14 protein-coding genes are annotated in these 17,907 nt (G+C 42.4%); 10 read left to right on the top strand and 4 right to left on the bottom strand.

The window, feature by feature from the left end; all coding sequences use genetic code 11:
• Window positions 1-111: 111 nt before the first annotated feature.
• The 7 genes from ntrB (at window position 112) to RMY63_RS28785 (ending at window position 11,670) form a co-directional block, all read left to right on the top strand.
• Window positions 112-951 carry a nitrate ABC transporter permease gene (ntrB, locus tag RMY63_RS28815; protein WP_322731983.1) on the top strand — a complete coding sequence of 280 codons (840 nt, stop codon included), beginning with the start codon at window positions 112-114 and terminating at the stop codon, window positions 949-951.
• 230 nt (window positions 952-1,181) lie between these two features.
• Window positions 1,182-3,182, top strand: coding sequence for a nitrate ABC transporter ATP-binding protein (locus RMY63_RS28810; protein WP_322731982.1), 2,001 nt, complete (start codon window positions 1,182-1,184; stop codon window positions 3,180-3,182).
• Between the two features lie 136 nt (window positions 3,183-3,318).
• Window positions 3,319-4,176 (top strand): nitrate ABC transporter ATP-binding protein, encoded by an 858-nt coding sequence (locus RMY63_RS28805; protein WP_322731981.1) that lies wholly within the window; start codon window positions 3,319-3,321, stop codon window positions 4,174-4,176.
• Window positions 4,177-4,492: 316 nt separating this feature from the next.
• Entirely contained in the window at window positions 4,493-4,972 is a 480-nt protein-coding gene (locus RMY63_RS28800) for a YbjN domain-containing protein (protein ID WP_322731980.1), read from the top strand.
• An 881-nt stretch (window positions 4,973-5,853) separates the two neighbouring features.
• A complete protein-coding gene (locus RMY63_RS28795) occupies window positions 5,854-6,090 on the top strand; it encodes a hypothetical protein (protein WP_322731979.1) in 237 nt (78 codons plus the stop codon).
• Between the two features lie 469 nt (window positions 6,091-6,559).
• Window positions 6,560-10,705: a PAS domain S-box protein gene (locus tag RMY63_RS28790; RefSeq protein ID WP_322731978.1), complete on the top strand. Its 4,146-nt coding sequence runs from the start codon at window positions 6,560-6,562 to the stop codon at window positions 10,703-10,705.
• Complete coding sequence (locus RMY63_RS28785) at window positions 10,702-11,670, top strand: PleD family two-component system response regulator (RefSeq protein WP_322731977.1); 969 nt, start codon at window positions 10,702-10,704, stop codon at window positions 11,668-11,670. Before RMY63_RS28790 ends, RMY63_RS28785 begins: the two co-directional genes overlap by 4 nt.
• A 60-nt stretch (window positions 11,671-11,730) precedes the next feature.
• Here the strand turns inward: RMY63_RS28785 and RMY63_RS28780 are convergent, their stop codons facing one another.
• The 3 genes from RMY63_RS28780 to RMY63_RS28770 all read right to left on the bottom strand — a co-directional run bounded on the left by RMY63_RS28780 (window position 11,731) and on the right by RMY63_RS28770 (window position 14,385).
• Window positions 11,731-12,837, bottom strand: a complete 1,107-nt coding sequence (locus tag RMY63_RS28780; protein ID WP_322731976.1) for a HigA family addiction module antitoxin — start codon at window positions 12,835-12,837, stop codon at window positions 11,731-11,733.
• Complete coding sequence (locus RMY63_RS28775; RefSeq protein WP_322731975.1) at window positions 12,830-13,159, bottom strand: killer suppression protein HigA; 330 nt, start codon at window positions 13,157-13,159, stop codon at window positions 12,830-12,832. Before RMY63_RS28775 ends, RMY63_RS28780 begins: the two co-directional genes overlap by 8 nt.
• An 89-nt stretch (window positions 13,160-13,248) precedes the next feature.
• Entirely contained in the window at window positions 13,249-14,385 is a 1,137-nt protein-coding gene (locus RMY63_RS28770; RefSeq protein ID WP_322731974.1) for a cob(I)yrinic acid a,c-diamide adenosyltransferase, read from the bottom strand.
• Between the two features lie 377 nt (window positions 14,386-14,762).
• On the opposite strand from RMY63_RS28770, the gene fraC reads away from it, so the two are divergent.
• The 3 genes from fraC (at window position 14,763) to RMY63_RS28755 (ending at window position 17,231) form a co-directional block, all read left to right on the top strand.
• Entirely contained in the window at window positions 14,763-15,302 is a 540-nt protein-coding gene (gene fraC / locus RMY63_RS28765; RefSeq protein ID WP_322731973.1) for a filament integrity protein FraC, read from the top strand.
• 60 nt (window positions 15,303-15,362) lie between these two features.
• Complete coding sequence (fraD, locus tag RMY63_RS28760) at window positions 15,363-16,370, top strand: septal junction protein FraD (protein WP_322731972.1); 1,008 nt, start codon at window positions 15,363-15,365, stop codon at window positions 16,368-16,370.
• Window positions 16,371-16,451: 81 nt separating this feature from the next.
• The gene (locus RMY63_RS28755; RefSeq protein ID WP_322731971.1) at window positions 16,452-17,231 is read left to right on the top strand and encodes an ABC transporter permease; all 780 of its coding nucleotides are present in this window, start codon (window positions 16,452-16,454) and stop codon (window positions 17,229-17,231) included.
• Between the two features lie 285 nt (window positions 17,232-17,516).
• Here RMY63_RS28755 and RMY63_RS28750 read toward each other — a convergent pair whose 3' ends face one another.
• Entirely contained in the window at window positions 17,517-17,891 is a 375-nt protein-coding gene (locus RMY63_RS28750) for a hypothetical protein (protein ID WP_322731970.1), read from the bottom strand.
• Between the last annotated feature and the right edge of the window lie 16 nt (window positions 17,892-17,907).

Raw genomic sequence — 17,907 nt, 5'->3', positions numbered from 1 at the left:
GCGATTAATCGCGTCTGTACAAGTCATTGGTCATTGGTCATTGGTAACTGACAAAGGACAAATGACAAATGACAAAGGACAAGTAAGTAAAATTTGCGGAGAACATAATTCATGACAATAGCCCAAAAACGCCCTGCAAGCCCTAGATTCAATAATAGCTTTATAGCCCGTCTGCAAAAGCAATTTCCTGACCTCATACCACCAGCGATCGCCATTGCAATCTTCCTGATTATCTGGCAACTCTTCGCTTGGATTCCCGGCGCAACATTACCAGGGCCAATACAAGTTATTCAAGACACTTGGGTTCTGATTTTCTGGCCATTTTATGACCGAGGTGGCATTGATAAAGGTCTATTTTGGCAGATTCTCGCTAGTTTGCAACGAGTCGCCATCAGTTATACTCTAGCTGCGATCGTTGGTATTGGTTTAGGCATTTTGATCGGGGTTAATAAAACCATGTCCAAAGCTTTAGACCCGATCTTTCAACTACTGCGGACAGTACCACCTCTGGCTTGGGTGCCGATTTCTTTAGCAGCTTTACGACAAAACGAACCAGCCGCCTTATTCGTAATTTTCATCACCGCCATTTGGCCCATCTTAATTAACACTGCTGTCGGTGTTACCCAAATTCCCCAAGATTACAACAACGTCGCCAAAGTTCTGCAACTTAGCCGCAAAGAATATTTCACTAATATTTTGATTCCGGCGGCATTACCCTACATTTTTACCGGCTTGAGAATTGCGATCGGTTTAGCATGGTTAGCGATTATCGCCGCCGAAATCGTCATGTCTGGTATTGTCGGAATCGGCTTTTTTATCTGGGATGCCTATCAAAATAACAACGTCAGCGAAGTGATTTTAGCTCTAGTTTACATCGGTGTTGTTGGCTTAGTGCTAGATAAAGCGATGGCTTGGCTACAAAACAAAATTTTACCAGCAGAGCAAAAATAGTTAGGAGTTAGGAGTTATGAGTTGTGAGTGAGGAGTTAAGAGTTAGGAGTTATGAGTTATGAATTGAAAAAGTTCTAACTCCCAACTTTTAATTATCAACTTCCAACTCCTCACTCCTCACTCTTAACTTCCAACTCCTCACTCCTCACTCTTAACTTCCAACTCCTCACTCCTCACTCCTCACTCCTAACTTCCAACTCCTCACTCTTCACTCTTAACTTTTAACTCTTATGTTCGTAGCTGTCGATCAAATTGAAAAAGTTTTTGAATTAACTGGTGGTGGCAAATATATCGCCCTCAAAGGAATCGATCTCCAAATTAAAAAAGGAGAATTCGTTTCTTTGATTGGTCACTCCGGTTGCGGTAAATCCACCTTATTAAATATGATTGCGGGTTTGGATTTGCCCACTGAGGGTCTTGTCACTCTCGAAGGACAAAAAATCACCAAACCCGGCCCAGACAGGATGGTGGTGTTCCAAAATTATTCGCTATTACCTTGGCGAACAGTTAGAGAAAATATTGCCCTCGCCGTGGACTCAGTAATGAAGGGTTTACCCGCAGCCGAACGCAACGCTATTATCGAAAAACATATTAATATGGTGGGTTTGCGTCCCCATACTGACAAGCAGCCCGGAATGTTATCAGGTGGACAAAAGCAGCGAGTTGCGATCGCCCGCGCCTTAGCGATTCGTCCCAAATTACTCTTGCTAGATGAACCCTTTGGTGCATTGGATGCACTCACACGCGGCAATTTGCAAGAACAACTCATGCAAATCTGTGAAGAAAATCAAGTTACTGCTGTAATGGTTACACATGATGTCGATGAAGCAGTGCTGTTATCTGACAGAATCGTGATGCTAACCAACGGCCCCGAATCTAAAATTGGCGACATTTTAGAAGTGGATATTCCCAGACCTCGCAAGCGGATGGAAGTAGTAGAACATCCCAGCTACTACAGCTTGCGGAGTGAGATGATTTACTTCCTCAATCAGCAAAAACGGATTAAGAAAATTCGGGCGAGAAAAACTGCCGACATTGCCCGTCATGGATTAGAAAAAGTTAACCTAGAAATTGGCTTTTTACCTCTGACAGCTTGCGCCCCCTTAGCAGTTGCTAAAGAAAAAGGCTTTTTTATCAAACATGGTTTAGATGAAGTTAACCTCGTGCGGGAAAGTAGCTGGCGAGGTATAGAAGATGGCATAAGTGGTGGTTATTTGGATGCGGCTCAAATGCCTTCAGGGATGCCGATGTGGCTTTCTTTGGGAGGACATAATAACCAACCTCTGCCCGTTGTCACCGCCCTCACCATGACTCGCAACGGTAACGCCATCACCTTAGCAAAACGCTTTTACGACCAAGGCGTGCAAACCTTATCAGATTTCAGAAATCATCTGGTTCTCACCCGCAACCAACGGCACACAATGGGGGTAGTGCATCCCGCATCTATGCACAACTTGCTACTGCGCTACTGGCTAGCGGCTGGTGGAATTGACCCCGACACCGATGTGGATATGAAGACCATTCCTCCAGCGCAGATGGTAGCCGACTTAAAAGCTGGAAGCATTGATGGTTACTGCGTCGGTGAACCTTGGAACTACCGTGCGGCTGTGGAAGGTGTCGGCTTTACCATCGCTACTGACTTAGAAGTTTGGCTGGGACACCCTGGTAAAGTTCTTGGTGTGCGGGAAGATTGGGCAGAAAATTATCCAAATACGCATATCGCTTTAACTAAAGCTTTGTTAGAAGCGTGTCAGTATTGTGCAAATCCTGATAATTCCCAAGAGATTCGCCAAATTTTAGCAGGGCGAGATTACGTCAGCACTGATTTAGAATACATTCAACTTGAAGATCCAGATAATCTCACCTGTGACTTAGACCATCCGTTGCGGGACTATGCCCATCACCAGTTTTATTCTGAGTCTGCTATCAACCGCCCCAGCCGTACCGAACAAATTTGGATTATGAGTCAATTGGCGCGTTGGGGTGACACTCCCTTCCCCAGAAATTGGGTAGAAGTTGTGGAACGGGTATGTCGCGTGCGGGTTTTCAGCACCGCCGCACGAGAATTAGGTTTGGATATTAGCTATATTCGCCAACCGATTCAACTGTTTGATGGTACTCCCTTTAACGCCGACGATCCGATCGCTTATCTCAACAGCTTGAAAATTAAACGTGATTTTTCAGTCGCGGAAGTTGTTCTTGATGCACCAAGAAGAAGACTCGCATCATAAAAAAATCGTAAGAGAAAGAGGAAGTGGAAGAAGTAGCACATCACGCGCGAGGCTTTGAACTCCATTAATGAACCTCTAAACTCCATTAATCAGCCTCTAGGGGCGAGTAGTCCCTAGCCCCCAATCCCCAAATACCATGCAAAACCGCAACTTAACAGCTACAAACACATTAGGAAAACCATTAGCCCCTGCAACCACCAGCCGCAGACCTTTCCTAGAAATTAAAGACGTTACCAAAGTTTATCCTACAAAGAAAGGCCCCTTCACCGTACTCGACGGCGTTAACCTCAACGTCGAACAGGGCGAGTTTATTTGCGTCATCGGTCACTCTGGCTGTGGCAAATCGACGCTGTTAAATATGGTATCCGGTTTTAACTTTCCCACCTCTGGGCAAGTGTTACTTGAAGGAGAACCCATTATCCAACCAGGCCCAGACAGGATGGTTGTCTTCCAAAACTATGCCTTGCTACCGTGGCGGACTGCTTTTGAAAACATCTACTTAGCTGTCAACGCCGTTTATCCCAACAAACCACAAGCTGAAAAAAGAGCGATCGTCCGCGATCATCTAGCAATGGTGGGATTGGCTGATGCAATGGAAAAGAAACCAATGCAAATGTCTGGCGGGATGAGACAAAGGGTTTCTATCGCCCGTGCTTTGGCGATTCGTCCGAAAGTCTTAATTTTAGATGAACCATTTGGGGCGCTGGATGCCATCACTAAAGAAGAATTACAGGAAGAATTGCTGAAAATTTGGGGCGATAACCGTTGTACAGTGCTGATGATTACCCACGACATCGACGAGGCACTATTTTTAGCAGATAAATTGGTAATGATGACCAATGGCCCCCATGCAAAGATTGGTGAAGTTATGGAAATTCCTTTTTCTCGTCCCCGCGATCGCAGCCGCATTATGGAAGATCCACAATATTACCAACTGCGTAACTATGCCTTAGACTTCCTCTTTAACCGCTTTGCCCATGATGACGTAGGTTGAGTTAATCGTCATTCATTGAAAGCGGCGGGAAACTCAATTCCCTTGAGTGGGTAAAGAGGGACAGCCGCCCCGCCACTTTGGGCATTGGGCATTGGTAATTTCTTCCCCATGCCCCATTCCCCATTCCCCATTCCCCATTCCCCATACCCAAAAATTCCACCCACAAGGGGATGGAGTTTTTCATTTTTCCACAATAATACCAGATGGTCGCGGGAAGAACCGTACAATCAGTAGGGGCAATTCATGAATTGCCCCTACAACTACGTCCACAAGTTATAAAGTATGTGTAGAGCGAGTATGTTGAGAAAAAATCTGTATGACAAGCTACCCAGAAACCCTAACTAATAACGAATCCGTTAATGCTTTAATCGGCGAGACGACGAGCATTAACCATCTTGAGGTCATTGAAAATGTCATCGACTCTTTAGAACAAGATGATAGTGCGATGGTTAGCCAAACTCCAGAGGGTGGTTATCTCTGGAAGTTTAAGTATGGAAGTGTGGAAGTATTTGTCCAACTCAACGGGACAACCGATGAAGACACAATAACGGTTTGGTCTGCGGTGCTAAATTTACCAGCCAAAAATGAACCTAAGTTGATGCGGTATCTTTTGGAGTTAAACTGCTCTAGTACTTTTGAAGCGCGTTTCGGTATTATTGAAAACCGGGTGGTTGTAATATCGACACGTACTTTAGCAGAGTTATCTCCTGGCGAAGTGTCTCGGCTAATTACCATTGTGGCAACGATCGCTGATAATAACGATGAAGCCTTACAAACTGAATTTGGTGCGGCTTAAGGAATTTTAGATTTTAGATTGGGCTATTGCTACATCCCATGCATAGCAATCGGTTCTGGCGAATCTGCAAAGACTTTTTTCTGTGCACCAATTAAAAAGCGCCTGGGAGTGTTGCCGTGTTTCCACCCCAGGCGCTTTTTATTTTTAACTTGCTCCTCACACAAATAAATAGTATCACTGCTTCAATCAAAAAGCGAGTTTAGTAAGTGACACTTTTAAAACTGCACCGTCAATTAAATTTAGGTTTATAAGTAACCACACAAAATTAATTACCAAAAAGGGGTTTTGGGGTTGGGGTAAAGGAATTAAAGTTAAAACTTTTCCCTACACGGTACAAAGCCCCTATCTTAATTGCGGAGAATATTAAAAGAAGATTTTACCCGCCACGTAGTGCGATAAGTAAGCCGCGTCGATGCTTCAAACCCCTATTTTTAAATATGGGGAACCCCAAGACCCCTTCCCCTTCCCCTTCTTCATAGTCATTGCGAGCGTTCGCAACAGCCTTCAAAAACTGAGTTGGGGAGGATCTAGCTTTTACAAGTATCTTCAGATTTTAATTGTACTTTTTCAGACATTAATATTTGTTTTACCATTGATGCGGACTTTACTTATGTATATGCATACAAATCATGCAAACCCAATAATTGCTAAACTTTCTGCTTGAACATTGTTGTATCCTGGAAACAATTGCAAGTTAAGGCTTTGAGATTCATTGCCACCTGAAAATTCCAACTTAATTGGTCTAAAATATAGCGCTCAGTGTTGACAATTTATAAATAATCGAGTAACAAGGTGGCAGCAGCATTAAAAAAAGCGTTAGTGCATTCCTACCTAGAAACTAATTAACGTCCTTGATTAAACTTCATACGGTTAACATAATTATGCCAGAAAATACGGATAACAAAACATCCCAATCAGACAATCAGACTATTGCGTATAAAGAACGCCTCAATTCTTGGGCGATCGCTCGTCAACTGCCGAATACGCAACGGGAGATTGTTGCTCGCTTCCGCAGCCGTTCTGATGCCGATGGCTATATGCGACACCTTCCTCAAGAAATACCAAATGCTTCCTACATGGTTGTTTTTGATTGTCAACGCCAAGAAGCTATAATTTAAAGTACAAGCATAGGCATTAAACCAATTCGCAATTCGCAATTACGTTTTGTGACGGGGATTTAGACCCCGACACAAAACGTTCTGCCGTCGTTAGGCTCTTTACTTAAACCCCCAAACTTTGTTAACCCTTGTTTTTAATCCAAATACGCTTGGGTTAAAGATAAATCAAGACGCGAATCTCGGTTTTGGGCTGATCTGGACTCTATTGGTTTTTAATCTCCATTACCCTTTTTTTGCGATCGCGGATGTAGCCTAGATAAAATTTGCAGGAACCACTATATTTAACTTGCTTTCCAGCGACAGGCTTAGATCCCCAACTTCCTTCAAGAAGTCGGGGATGTTTTGGTTTGTAGTACCTTCATATAAACTAAAAATAAATTCCGTAATTGCCCCCTTGCTACTGATATTTTAGATTATTTAAAAGTAAAAGTTAGTGCAATAAGACCTGAAAGTGCTAGAGAGTTAATAAGTGGTAAAACAGCACCGATATGACTTGTTCAATGTGATATCTTTCCGTCAACGAGAATTACTAGCGCTGTTGCTGGGGATCTTCTTCTCAATCTCTGTATTCCTACTCTGGCAGAGACTTTTAATCCCAAATCCGGGGTTATTAACACAAGTAGAGTTGATTGCAGGGTTATTAGTTGTTGTCACGCTGACATTATCAATCTATTTTGCCTTGGCAATGAATGCAAGAAACCAAGAAATAACAGCAATTAATCAGGAGTTAACTCAAAGGATTTTTGAACAGAAACAGGTAGAAATTGCCCTGATCGCCAGTGAAAATCGTTTGCGACAGCTATTGGAAACTGTCAAAGTCATCCCTTGGGAATTAGACTTGAAAACTTGGCGATTTATTTACGTAGGGCCGCAAGCGGTAGACTTGCTAAATTATCCGATCAGAGAGTGGTACGAGGAAAATTTTTGGGTTAATCATCTGCATCCAGATGACAAGGAAAAGTCTCAAGGTTTTTGTCAAGAAGCAACTGCTAGGTGCGAAAATCACGAATTGGAATACCGGATGTTAGCTGCTGATGGGCGAGTTGTTTGGCTGCGAGACATTGTTAGTGTCGTTGAGTCAGCCGGAACTGCGATCGGGCTGAGGGGGTTTATGTTTGACATTACTGATTTGAAATTGGTTGAAGAAACCTTGAGACTAAGGGAGAAGGCACTTGCCGCTACCAGTAATGGAATTATGATTGCCGATGCCAGACTCGCCTACAATCCAGTTCTTTACGTTAACCCTGCCTTTGAGCAAATAACAGGCTACAGTGCTACTGATGTAATTGGACAAAACTGTCGATTTTTGCAACGCACAGATACCCAGCAACCAGCACTTAATGAATTGCGCTCATCTATGCAATCTGGAAGAAGTTGCAAAGTTGTTCTCCGCAACTATCGCAAAGATGGCACTTTGTTTTGGAATGAATTGAGTATTTCTCCTATTCATGACGACAATGGCAAGTTAAGCCACTTCATTGGCATTCAGAGAGATATTAGCGATGTCTACAACGAGCTTTGCTTACGCAAGCAAGCCGAAGCCAGTCTGCGCCGGCAAGCTCTCACTTTTGAAAATATGCATGATGGCGTAATTATCACAGATTTAACCGGAAGTATTATTGACTGGAATCCTGCTGCCGAAAGTATGTTTGGCTATACCAAAGCCGAGATTTTGGCTAAACATCCGAGTATTTTGCATCAGCCGGAAGTAGCTGCAACATTAAGCGCCAACATTTTGTCAACAGTCAACCAGCAAGGACGCTGGTCAGGGGAAATACACTTTATTTGCAAAGATGGCAGTGAGAGAATTTGCGAAACAACCGTAGTTGCTCTACAGGATGAACAGGGGGAAACTGTTGCCACTGTCGGCATCAATCACGACATTACCGAAAATAAACGAGCTAAAGAGGCACTGCAAAGGCAATTACATCGCACCCTACTACTTGAACAAATTACTCAGGAAATTCGTCAAAGTTTGGATACCAGCAAAATTTTTGAGACGGCTGCTACCCAAATTGGACAAGCATTTGCAGCCGATCGCTGTCTGATCCACTCTTACATTAGTTACCCCACACCGCAAATTCCCTTAGTAGCAGAATATAATATATTTCCTGGTTACTGCTCTGTATTGAAATTGGAAGTTCCCATGACTAACAATCCCCATACCGAGCAGATGATGACCCAAGAAGGCGCGATCGCTTCTCCAAATGTGTACGTTGAGCCTTTACTCCAAATGGCTGAACCTATCTGCCGAGAAATTGGTCTGAAGTCTATGCTGTCGATCCGCACTTCCTATCAAGGAGAACCCAATGGTGCGATCGGCTTACATCAGTGCAGCTATTTTCGCCAGTGGACACAAGAGGAAATCGAATTACTAGAAGCTGTGGCGGCTCAACTAGGTATTGCTCTAGCACAAGCTCACTTACTGGAACAAGAAACGCGCCAACGTGAAGAACTTACCTTGAAAAATTTTGCCTTGGAGCAGGCAAAACGTCAGGCAGAAGCCGCAAATCGGGCAAAAAGTGAGTTTTTGGCGATGATGAGCCATGAAATTCGGACTCCAATGAATGCTGTTATTGCTATGACAGGTCTACTGCTGGATACTGACCTCACACCTCAACAGCAAGACTTTGTGGAAATAGTTCACAGTAGCGGAGATACTTTACTCACCATCATCAACGATATTCTAGATTTCTCTAAAATTGAGTCGGGCAAACTGGAATTAGAAGAACAGCCTTTTGATTTGAGAGCTTGTGTGGAAGAAGCTATTTTCTTTTTAGCTCCGAAAGCTGCCCAAAAAGATATCGAACTAATTTATCTGATCCAACCTCAAGTTCCCATTCAGATCGTCGGTGATTTGACTCGTCTGCGCCAAGTCTTGATGAATCTTCTCAATAATGCGATCAAGTTTACCGAAACCGGAGAAGTAGTACTCTGTGTTGAACTGGGGACTCTTGAGTTGAATAAAAAAACTTCTTCCCAATCCCCGATACCTGTTGAAAAAGAGCAACTTCTCTACGAAATTCAATTTGCGATCAAAGATACAGGTATTGGCATCGCACCAGAGAAAATAGAGCGGTTATTTCAACCCTTCACTCAGGCTGATGTCTCCATGACTCGACGATATGGTGGCACAGGGCTAGGACTGGCGATTAGTAAGCGGCTTAGTAAAATGATGGGCGGCACTCTTTGGGTAGAAAGCCAGGGATTTATTGGTGGCAATCCTAGCCCTACATGGGATAATGGAAAATTATTATCATCTTCTGACTCTTCACCGGGTTCAAGATTTTACTTCACCATTATTACCAAAGTAGCTGTTCAGTCAGTACAAGCTGAATTAAGCACTTCGCCGCTACTTGCGTCCAAGCGACTATTGATTGTAGATGACAATCTGACCAATCGCCAAATTCTCAACTTGCAAGCTGAGTGTTGGAAGATGGAAACTTATGCTGCCAACTCTGGTAAAGAAGCTTTGGCTCAACTTGCTCAGGGAAGGCAGTTTGATCTTGCTATTTTAGATATGCAGATGCCGGAAATGGATGGGATAACCCTAGCTCGTCAAATCCGCAAGCAATCTGGTTGTCAAAATCTGCCTTTGGTGATTATGACCTCTTTAGCAAAAGTAGAAACTTCTTCTGACTTTAATGATGTCCAGTTTGCTGCTTCTTTGAGTAAACCCATCAAACACTCTCAACTCTACGATGTTATTACTCATGTTTTAGGAAATCAGCCGATCCTAGCCAATATTTCTCATTTTACCTTGGTAGATCGGCATTTGGGCCATCGATTGCCACTGCGGATTCTTCTGGCAGAGGACACGCTTGTTAATCAGAAAGTTGCCCTACTGATGTTACAGAAAATAGGTTATGGTGCAGATGTCGTCAGCAATGGGCTAGAAGCGATCGCAGCTCTGCAAAAACAGCGATTTGACGTAGTGTTGATGGATGTTCACATGCCCAAAATGGATGGCTTAGAAGCAACTCGGAGAATCTGTCAAGAATGGGGGGTAGGTTTTCGTCCCCATATCATCGCCATAACTGCTAATGCCATGCGGGGCGATCGCCAAGTTTGTCTTGGGGCTGGTATGGATGACTACATTAGCAAACCCATTCAATTGCAAGAGTTAGCTCAGGCACTCAGCAAATGTCCACGCCAAAGAAATTCTGAATTCACTTCCATCGAAAAACAAAAGGAAGTGATGGGCCTAGAATTACAACCTTCGTCAAATATCTTACAGTCAGGGGAAAACCAAACATTAAAAAGCGCTATTGATGCCAAAATCCTCCAATCCTTGCAGAATATGCTTGGAGGAGATCGTCTGGCATTTGCAGAACTAATTGAGTGTTATCTTACAGAGACAGCTAGACTAGTGCAACATATCAGCACAGCGATCGCAACTCAGGATATCCAGACTATATGGAAGACCGCGCACAAACTCAAGTCCAGCAGTGCTTCTATTGGAGCGATCGCCCTAGCTCACCTTTGCAAGGTGCTAGAAGTACAGGCACGCAGTAGTAACTTAGAAAACAATCTAGAATTACTTTCACTACTGTATCAGGAGTATGAACAAGTTAAAACTGCCTTAGAAAAAGAACTTGCCAAGGAAGCACCATGAAAGCCACTGCTCAAGAAAGCCAATCTTTAGTTTTAATTGTTGATGATGAACCTTTTATTCGCCTGATATTGCGGCATTTCTTAGAGCGGGAAGGCTATCAAATAGCAGAAGCTCAAAATGGCATAGAAGCAATAAATGTTTTTAACCAATTGCACCCTGATATAATACTCCTTGATGCCATAATGCCGGATATGGATGGATTTGAGTGTTGCACTCAGTTGGAGCTTCTAGATTGCAACAAGCGCACTCCAGTTTTAATGATTACAGGACTTGAAGATCAAGAGTCAGTTGACCGTGCATTTGCAGTGGGAGCAATTGATTTTGTTACCAAACCGATTCACTGGCCAGTTTTGCGACAACGGGTAAAACGCTTGATTCAGCAATCTCAGTTGCAGCAAAAACTGGAAGCCGTGAATCTGGAATTGCAGCGATTAGTTACTATCGATGGATTAACTCAAGTAGCTAATCGCCGACGATTTGAAGAGTATTTTTCCCAAGAGTGGCAGCGCCAAAAACGCGAGCAACGTCCCCTTTCTCTAATTCTTTGCGATGTTGATTTCTTCAAATTATATAATGATACCTATGGTCATCGGGTAGGCGATCACTGTCTTCAGAAAATTGCTCAAGCCATCAAAGATATGATTAAACGTCCTGGAGATTTAGTTGCCCGTTATGGTGGGGAAGAATTTGCTGTAATTTTACCTAACACAGACACCAAAGGGGTGACTCATGTTGCCGACGAAATTTGTCATGCTGTCCGAGCACTAGCAATTCCTCATCAAAATTCCCAAGTTAGTTCTTATGTAACTATTAGTGTTGGGTTTACGACAGAAATTCCTCAGCCAGATTCTGACTTAGAAGAAATGATTGCCACAGCAGATCGGGCGTTGTATCAAGCAAAGGCAGCAGGACGCGATCGCTTTGTGCAAAATATTCTCCTACCCGAAAGTACAAATTCCCGCTAATGTGCCAAACTTCAAATATTTCCACCTATTTTCAACATATCGACTTATATTATTGTCCGCTTATTCTATGCCTTGAAAATGCAAATTCAGCTTTAAACTATTCATCCAACACGGATCAATTAGATGATCGTGTTGCAGCCGACCTACAACAATAGCAGTATTAATACTGATGCGTTTCGCAAAATCAATCACATCATTTTCCGATTTAAGCCGCGCTAATTCCCCGTCATACTCAGGTGGGATCAAAAATTCCCGCGACCATTGATCTGCTTGGCGTTCCTGCTCCGATTTCAAACTTTCCCCACTGTCCCATTCATCAAGAAAAATATTTTCCTTATCATGTAGCAAGATATGTGCTGCTTCATGGAAAAAATTAAACCAGAAGCGGTCATTGGTTTTACCGTAAAGCGAAAGTTGAATCAGCGCCTTATGCGGGTTTAACCAGCGTGCAACACCACTGACGTGCGCTTTCTTGATTGATGGTACTAAAACAAGCACAACCCCTGCTTCCCAGCACAACTTTTGCATTTGTGGTTCAAACTCTTCTGGCGGTAACACCGTCAAAGTGCGAATTTCCCGCACTGCCTTTTCAAATTTTGGTTTACTGTACTTGGGACAATCTAGTTGTTCTGCTTTTATTTCCCCCAACCGTAGCCAAGTAGAAATAGCACCAACATCGCTTTGCTTTTCGCGTGTACGACGAAAAGCAACTTCCATACCTGCATAATAATTCTGCCAATCTTCCGGCGAGGCAACACCAAAAAATTGCAGTAACTTTTTTACCAAACCAGGCTTATTCTTATCAATTAAACGGCACTTAGGAATTACACCTTGGTTCATCAAGTCTTTGACTGGTAACTGATCTAACCAAGATGTCCAATCCTTTAAGCGGTTTTCTTCTTCTTTCCTTGCTAAAGCGGCGCGATATTGAGCTTCACGATTGAGCCAAAATGCTGTTGTACTCCCTAAAACTCGTTCTAGCTTCAGGGCTGTTTCTTCGTTAATAGGTGCTTTGCCGTTGATGAGTTGGCTGATATGTTTTGTAGTGTAGCCTAATCGCTCTGCTAACTGTACTTGTGTCCAATCACGCTCTTCTAATATATCAGCGATGGTATCACCGGGAGGAGATACCCAATCTGGAGTAAAGGTACGGGTTGTCTCAATCATGGTAATCTCCAATGAAAACAATACAAACAGCAGTAACTTGTGACCAATCAATGCTTCCATCCTCGGTAAGGGGGATGGGGTCGTTATCTGGCTTAAATACAAGTCGCTTACCACCTTCTAGATTTACTGCAAATTCACCTGTACGATCTCCTTTTAAGGGATGGGGATGACCTGCAAACAATTCCTTGACACAGCTAACAGCTGCAAGGTCAGCCAATCGGGCTGTCAATTTCCTTGCACAGTTTGCACCCAATTTTTTTTGCGCTAAGTCTTGTTGTTGGCATAGCTTTTGCAGTTTGCTGTTAGCGAAGGTTATTTCCATGCGTCGCTATACTAATATAAGTTTACCATTTTGGTAAACAAATTTGTTATGTTTTTAGAGAATCTAGCATATCAACTAATCAGCAATGCCTAAAAATCTACACCTCGTTTAAGTTCTACACCTTGATTTGCATAGTGTTTGTGGCAATAAACCTCTGAGTGGATGCTAGCCAAATCAAAGTACGCGGGTGGATTTTGACAGCGACCAGTGATAATGATTTCGGTGTCGCGGGGTTTGCGGAGTAAAGCTTGGACAATGGGTTCAACGGGGAGTAGTTCTAAGTCAACGGTGGGATTGAGTTCATCGAGAATAATAGTTTTATATAATCCAGAGGCGATCGCAACTTTGGCAATTTCCCAACCTCGTTCGGCTTCTACATAATCTAATTCTTGTCGGGAATTTCGCCAGACGATCGCATCTCCACCGCAACGCTGATGATCCACCACTTCTGGATATGACTGTTGTAAAGCGGCGATCGCTGCGTCTTCTGTGTAGCCGCTACCACCTTTAAGCCATTGCATAATCAACACACGAGTAGACCCTGGATGATTAATTCCCCTACCAATCGCCTGTAAAGCTTTGCCCAAAGCGCTAGTAGACTTGCCTTTACCAGCACCAGTATAAATTTCAATCCCTTCCAGGAAGAGGGCTTTGGCTGTTGGGTGGTGATGAGGTTTCATTTCTGAGTGCAAATCTGCAATATCGAGCAATTTTTGGGGTGCGGCGCGTCCGGTAGCAATGATTTCCAACTCTTGGGGTTTGGATTTTAATGTCTTTACCACTTCATCCACTGGTAGCAAACCTAAATCCAAAACTGGGTTAATTTCATCCAAGACGACAACTGAATATAAACCACTAGCGATCGCACCTTTAGCAACATCCCAACCCCGCATTGCTTCATCTCGGTCAAAAGTGGTAATTTCCTCATGCCCAAAAAATTCTGCTCTCCCGGTACGAACTTGGTCAATTAAATGGGGAAACCCGCGTTGTAAAGCTGCGATCGCGCCATCTTCGTCATAATCACGTTCTGGCCCTTTTAAAAACCGCAACAGTAAAACACGATTAGAATTGCTAGGCGTATTTATTCCCAAGCCAATGGAGCGCAAAACCACCCCCAAAGCCGCTTGAGATTTACCTTTACCCAGACCATCGTAGACGTGAATTTGACCAATAAGCCGTTCTTGACGCACTTGCGCCGTCCGAATCCCAATACCGTTCCTTGTCATCTCTCGAAAAGCTATAACTATGGCAGTCTTTAATCTTACCAATAGACCTAGCTTGAAAATAGGGAGTGGGGAGTGGGGAGTGGGGAGTGGGAAAGAGATATTTTTATTACTTCGTTGTGGACTCTGTTCGTGGAGTCTCTTGCAAAAGTCCCTTAACACCCCCCCCCAAGCCCTAAGAGCAGGCTCTTAGGGGAGAATTTGACGTAAGTCAAAGGCGGGGTGGGGTTCTTTTTTTAATTTCTGCAAGAAGTCTAATATCAATAGAGGAATACTGGCACACTCCCATAGTAAAGGACAAGAACAATGGGATAATTTCCCCCATCACCCTTACTATCCCAGTTATACTCACTACAGTTAACCCTTACCCTTAACCATTTATGCCCGACAATTGGATGCTTCCCGGGGTTTTTCCCATTGGTGGATTTCTGTTTGACTTTTTATTTGTACTGATTGCCATCCCCATCGAAGCTTATGTTTTGCATTTTCGACTAAAATTTGACAAAAAAACCAGTACTTTTTACGCAATTTCTATTAATCTGTTTTCCAGTGTCATTGGTTGGTTCATATTTTTTGTATCCGAACCAATGTTGCCAATACAGGTTAAATCAGAATTAATTAACTATATATTTTTTAATAATTTTAAATCGGCGAATACACAGAGTTTAATTATTTTAACTGCTTGTATAATTTTTTTTACTACGTTTTTGATGAAATTTTTCATTTTAAGGGTTTTGTTATTCTCATTAAATGAATCATTTGTGAAAAAAGAAGAGGAACCTCAAACATCTCAACGCCTGCAACGGCGTCGTTTTACCACCCTAAATTTCCAAAATACTAATTTAGTTACTACTATACTAATAGCAAATTCTCTGAGCTATAGTGCAATAACCGTTATTTTATTATTTCGTTCCAAATAGCAAGAAATTACTTGTTGAGTTTAGAGGGAAATTATTAATTAGTCAGCTTTAAGGAGGAATATGAATACGCTACTAAAAGATGTCTTTGGGGTTTTTAAATTTGCTGAAGGACTTTATGCAGGAATTAGGAAAATATTAGTTCCACCCAAAGCTTATTCTTGGCAGACATTTATTTATTTAAGTATTTTTTCTTGGTTACTCTCATATTTTGCCACAGGTTATATCAAAGATATAATTGCCTTTTTCGGTTGGTTATTTTTAATTGCTGGTACAGCTTGGTATACAACTGAAGATCCTTTGAGGGTTCCTGGTACTTTTATGCCAGTCGGGGCAGTAATCACCGGATTCTTAGTGAGTGTTTTTGCATTTGGAGATCAACGAGATATAATTACACCCAGAACAATCGTTTTTTGGCCGACAATTTCAGCACTAATTACAGCAATACCAGAGTTTATTGAAGGAAATGACACCGATGCAAAAGCTCGTATTCCTAAGCCAGAAGACCGCCAAAGAATCATAATTTTAGTTGCTAGTAGTATGCTACTAAGTTGCTGGATTCAGTTTCACTTTGTAACGGATAATTGGTTACGACAATATCCCAGTTTACAGGCAGATACTTTTAAACATAGCACCTTTGTTGTCAGAACAGAAAAGGCAGTAAAAATTCCCCAAAACGGTGTTGTAATTCTAGAGAAACTTCAACCAATAGTAATAGAACAAATAGCCCAAAGACCTTGGTCAGAAGTAGAGAAATGGTTGCTAGATGCGAAACAGCGGGTAGGAAATCTGGGTAGGGAAATTATTAAAAAGAACCTGAGTAAATATGAAGAGAACGAACTATGGCGCGTTGAACCGCGTGTAGCTAATACAAAGTCTGGATATATATTAGATTTATTAAGTATTTGGATAGGCCCAAGTTCTAACCCACGGGGCTATTACTTAAAAAAATCTTGTCGCATTGAACCAGTTGCAGTAGTCAAGAATTCAGAGAATAAGATTACAGTTGCAGAAATTGAATGCGATCGCGCCAGTAAATTAATTTCTGGTTCACCGCCTCCGCAGCAGTGAGGAGTGGCAGGGGAAGAATAATAAAATTACCTCTCTGCCTCTTCCAATAACAAATGACAAATGACAAATGACAAATGACAAATGACTATTAACAGAATTTTTGTATTGGCAAAGAATGTGTTTCAGGAAGTGGTACGCGATCGCATCCTATATATTATTGGTTTTTATGCGCTAGTACTCGTCATTGCCTCCCGCCTCCTTCCTGAATTTGCAGCTACGGCTGAAGATAAAATGTTTTTAGACTTTGGGATGGCAGCGATGAATGCCATCGGGTTAATTATTACGATATTTATTGGTACGGGGCTAATTAATAAAGAAATTGAAAAACGCACTATCTTAGTATTAATTGCTAAACCTGTTAGTCGCAGTGAAATTATCGTCGGCAAATACTTGGGTTTATCCGCAGTCCTAGCTGTGCTTGTCGCCACAATGACAGTAATTTATCTGCTATTTCTGCAATTTGGTAACATTCCTCATTCTACGGTAAGCATTTTAATTGCTGCAATTTTCTTATTTTTGCAGTTGTCATTAATTACTGCCGTAGCTATTACCTTCGGTGTTTTTACTGCTTCTCTGCTAGCGACTGTTTTAACCTTTGCAGTATATTTAATCGGAAATATTACTCAAGATTTAGTACAACTTGGTCGTCTTAGCCGTAACCCTGGTATGGAACGTCTAACTCAAGCTTTGTTTCTTTTCTTGCCAGATTTATCTCGATTAGATTTGAAAAATGATGCCGTTTATGGTCTGCAAGCACTACCTGACACCACTGCACTGATTATGAATGCTGGTTACGGCTTACTTTATAGTACCATGTTGTTAGCGATCGCTATTTTTATCTTTTCACAACGCGAATTTTAGGCATCGGGCATGAGGAAGAGGACAAGGTGACAAAGAGAATTGGGGACAAGGGGAAAGACTTGTTGTAAGTTCTAAACTTTTGTCACCTTGTCCCCTTGTCCCCTCTGCTTATCCCAACTGCCTTATGTGCAAAAGCAACAGAATCTAATTGTTGCAATCGCTGAAATTTGTGTTTCTCCGATGCAGGAAATAGAGGCGCTGCGGATTCTCATATATCGGGGAGAGGGGGAGTGTCGGCGGTATTTGCGCTCGGTTTTAGTGAAGCGAAAGAAGGCTTCATAGACATCAGGCACTCAATGATACCGGTTCTGTGCGCGATATTTCCAAAACTCGCTGTAACCAATATGAAGCTTGAAGAGACACAGATTGCTTTTGTTCGGCATCAGTCCAAATATTGTCCCAATGGAATAACCAACGAGTCAGAAGACGAACTAAGTCAACTAACTCACAGGCTCGGTCAATATCATCTGCCTTTACCATGTCTGGGACAGTCCATTCAATAAAGTATCTGCTTTCATCGACCAAAGCCAGTATTAAATCCTCTGATGAGTTTTGAGTCAATAAAGATTGAATCTGCGACAAGTGTGTAGCTAAACGACGTAAACGTATAGTCACATCATCTTGCATAAAAATTTGTTGCTTTGGTGTCACTTCGATCATAAATTTACTAGGAACT

Source organism: Nostoc sp. ChiQUE01b, from assembly GCF_034531255.1.
In the GTDB taxonomy this organism is placed as follows: Bacteria; Cyanobacteriota; Cyanobacteriia; order Cyanobacteriales; family Nostocaceae; genus Nostoc.
The sequence above is the reverse complement of the archived record's forward strand: the minus strand, read 5'-3'. Positions and strand labels throughout refer to the sequence as shown.

Coding starts and splice junctions, on each gene's coding strand:
- fraC (WP_322731973.1), top strand. CDS start 14,763: ATGCCCGACAATTGGATGCTTCCCGGGGTTTTTCCCATTGGTGGATTT.
- RMY63_RS28785 (WP_322731977.1), top strand. CDS start 10,702: ATGAAAGCCACTGCTCAAGAAAGCCAATCTTTAGTTTTAATTGTTGAT.
- RMY63_RS28795 (WP_322731979.1), top strand. CDS start 5,854: ATGCCAGAAAATACGGATAACAAAACATCCCAATCAGACAATCAGACT.
- RMY63_RS28770 (WP_322731974.1), bottom strand. CDS start 14,385: ATGACAAGGAACGGTATTGGGATTCGGACGGCGCAAGTGCGTCAAGAA.
- RMY63_RS28805 (WP_322731981.1), top strand. CDS start 3,319: ATGCAAAACCGCAACTTAACAGCTACAAACACATTAGGAAAACCATTA.
- fraD (WP_322731972.1), top strand. CDS start 15,363: ATGAATACGCTACTAAAAGATGTCTTTGGGGTTTTTAAATTTGCTGAA.
- RMY63_RS28800 (WP_322731980.1), top strand. CDS start 4,493: ATGACAAGCTACCCAGAAACCCTAACTAATAACGAATCCGTTAATGCT.
- RMY63_RS28775 (WP_322731975.1), bottom strand. CDS start 13,159: ATGGAAATAACCTTCGCTAACAGCAAACTGCAAAAGCTATGCCAACAA.
- RMY63_RS28810 (WP_322731982.1), top strand. CDS start 1,182: ATGTTCGTAGCTGTCGATCAAATTGAAAAAGTTTTTGAATTAACTGGT.
- ntrB (WP_322731983.1), top strand. CDS start 112: ATGACAATAGCCCAAAAACGCCCTGCAAGCCCTAGATTCAATAATAGC.
- RMY63_RS28780 (WP_322731976.1), bottom strand. CDS start 12,837: ATGATTGAGACAACCCGTACCTTTACTCCAGATTGGGTATCTCCTCCC.
- RMY63_RS28755 (WP_322731971.1), top strand. CDS start 16,452: ATGACTATTAACAGAATTTTTGTATTGGCAAAGAATGTGTTTCAGGAA.
- RMY63_RS28750 (WP_322731970.1), bottom strand. CDS start 17,891: ATGATCGAAGTGACACCAAAGCAACAAATTTTTATGCAAGATGATGTG.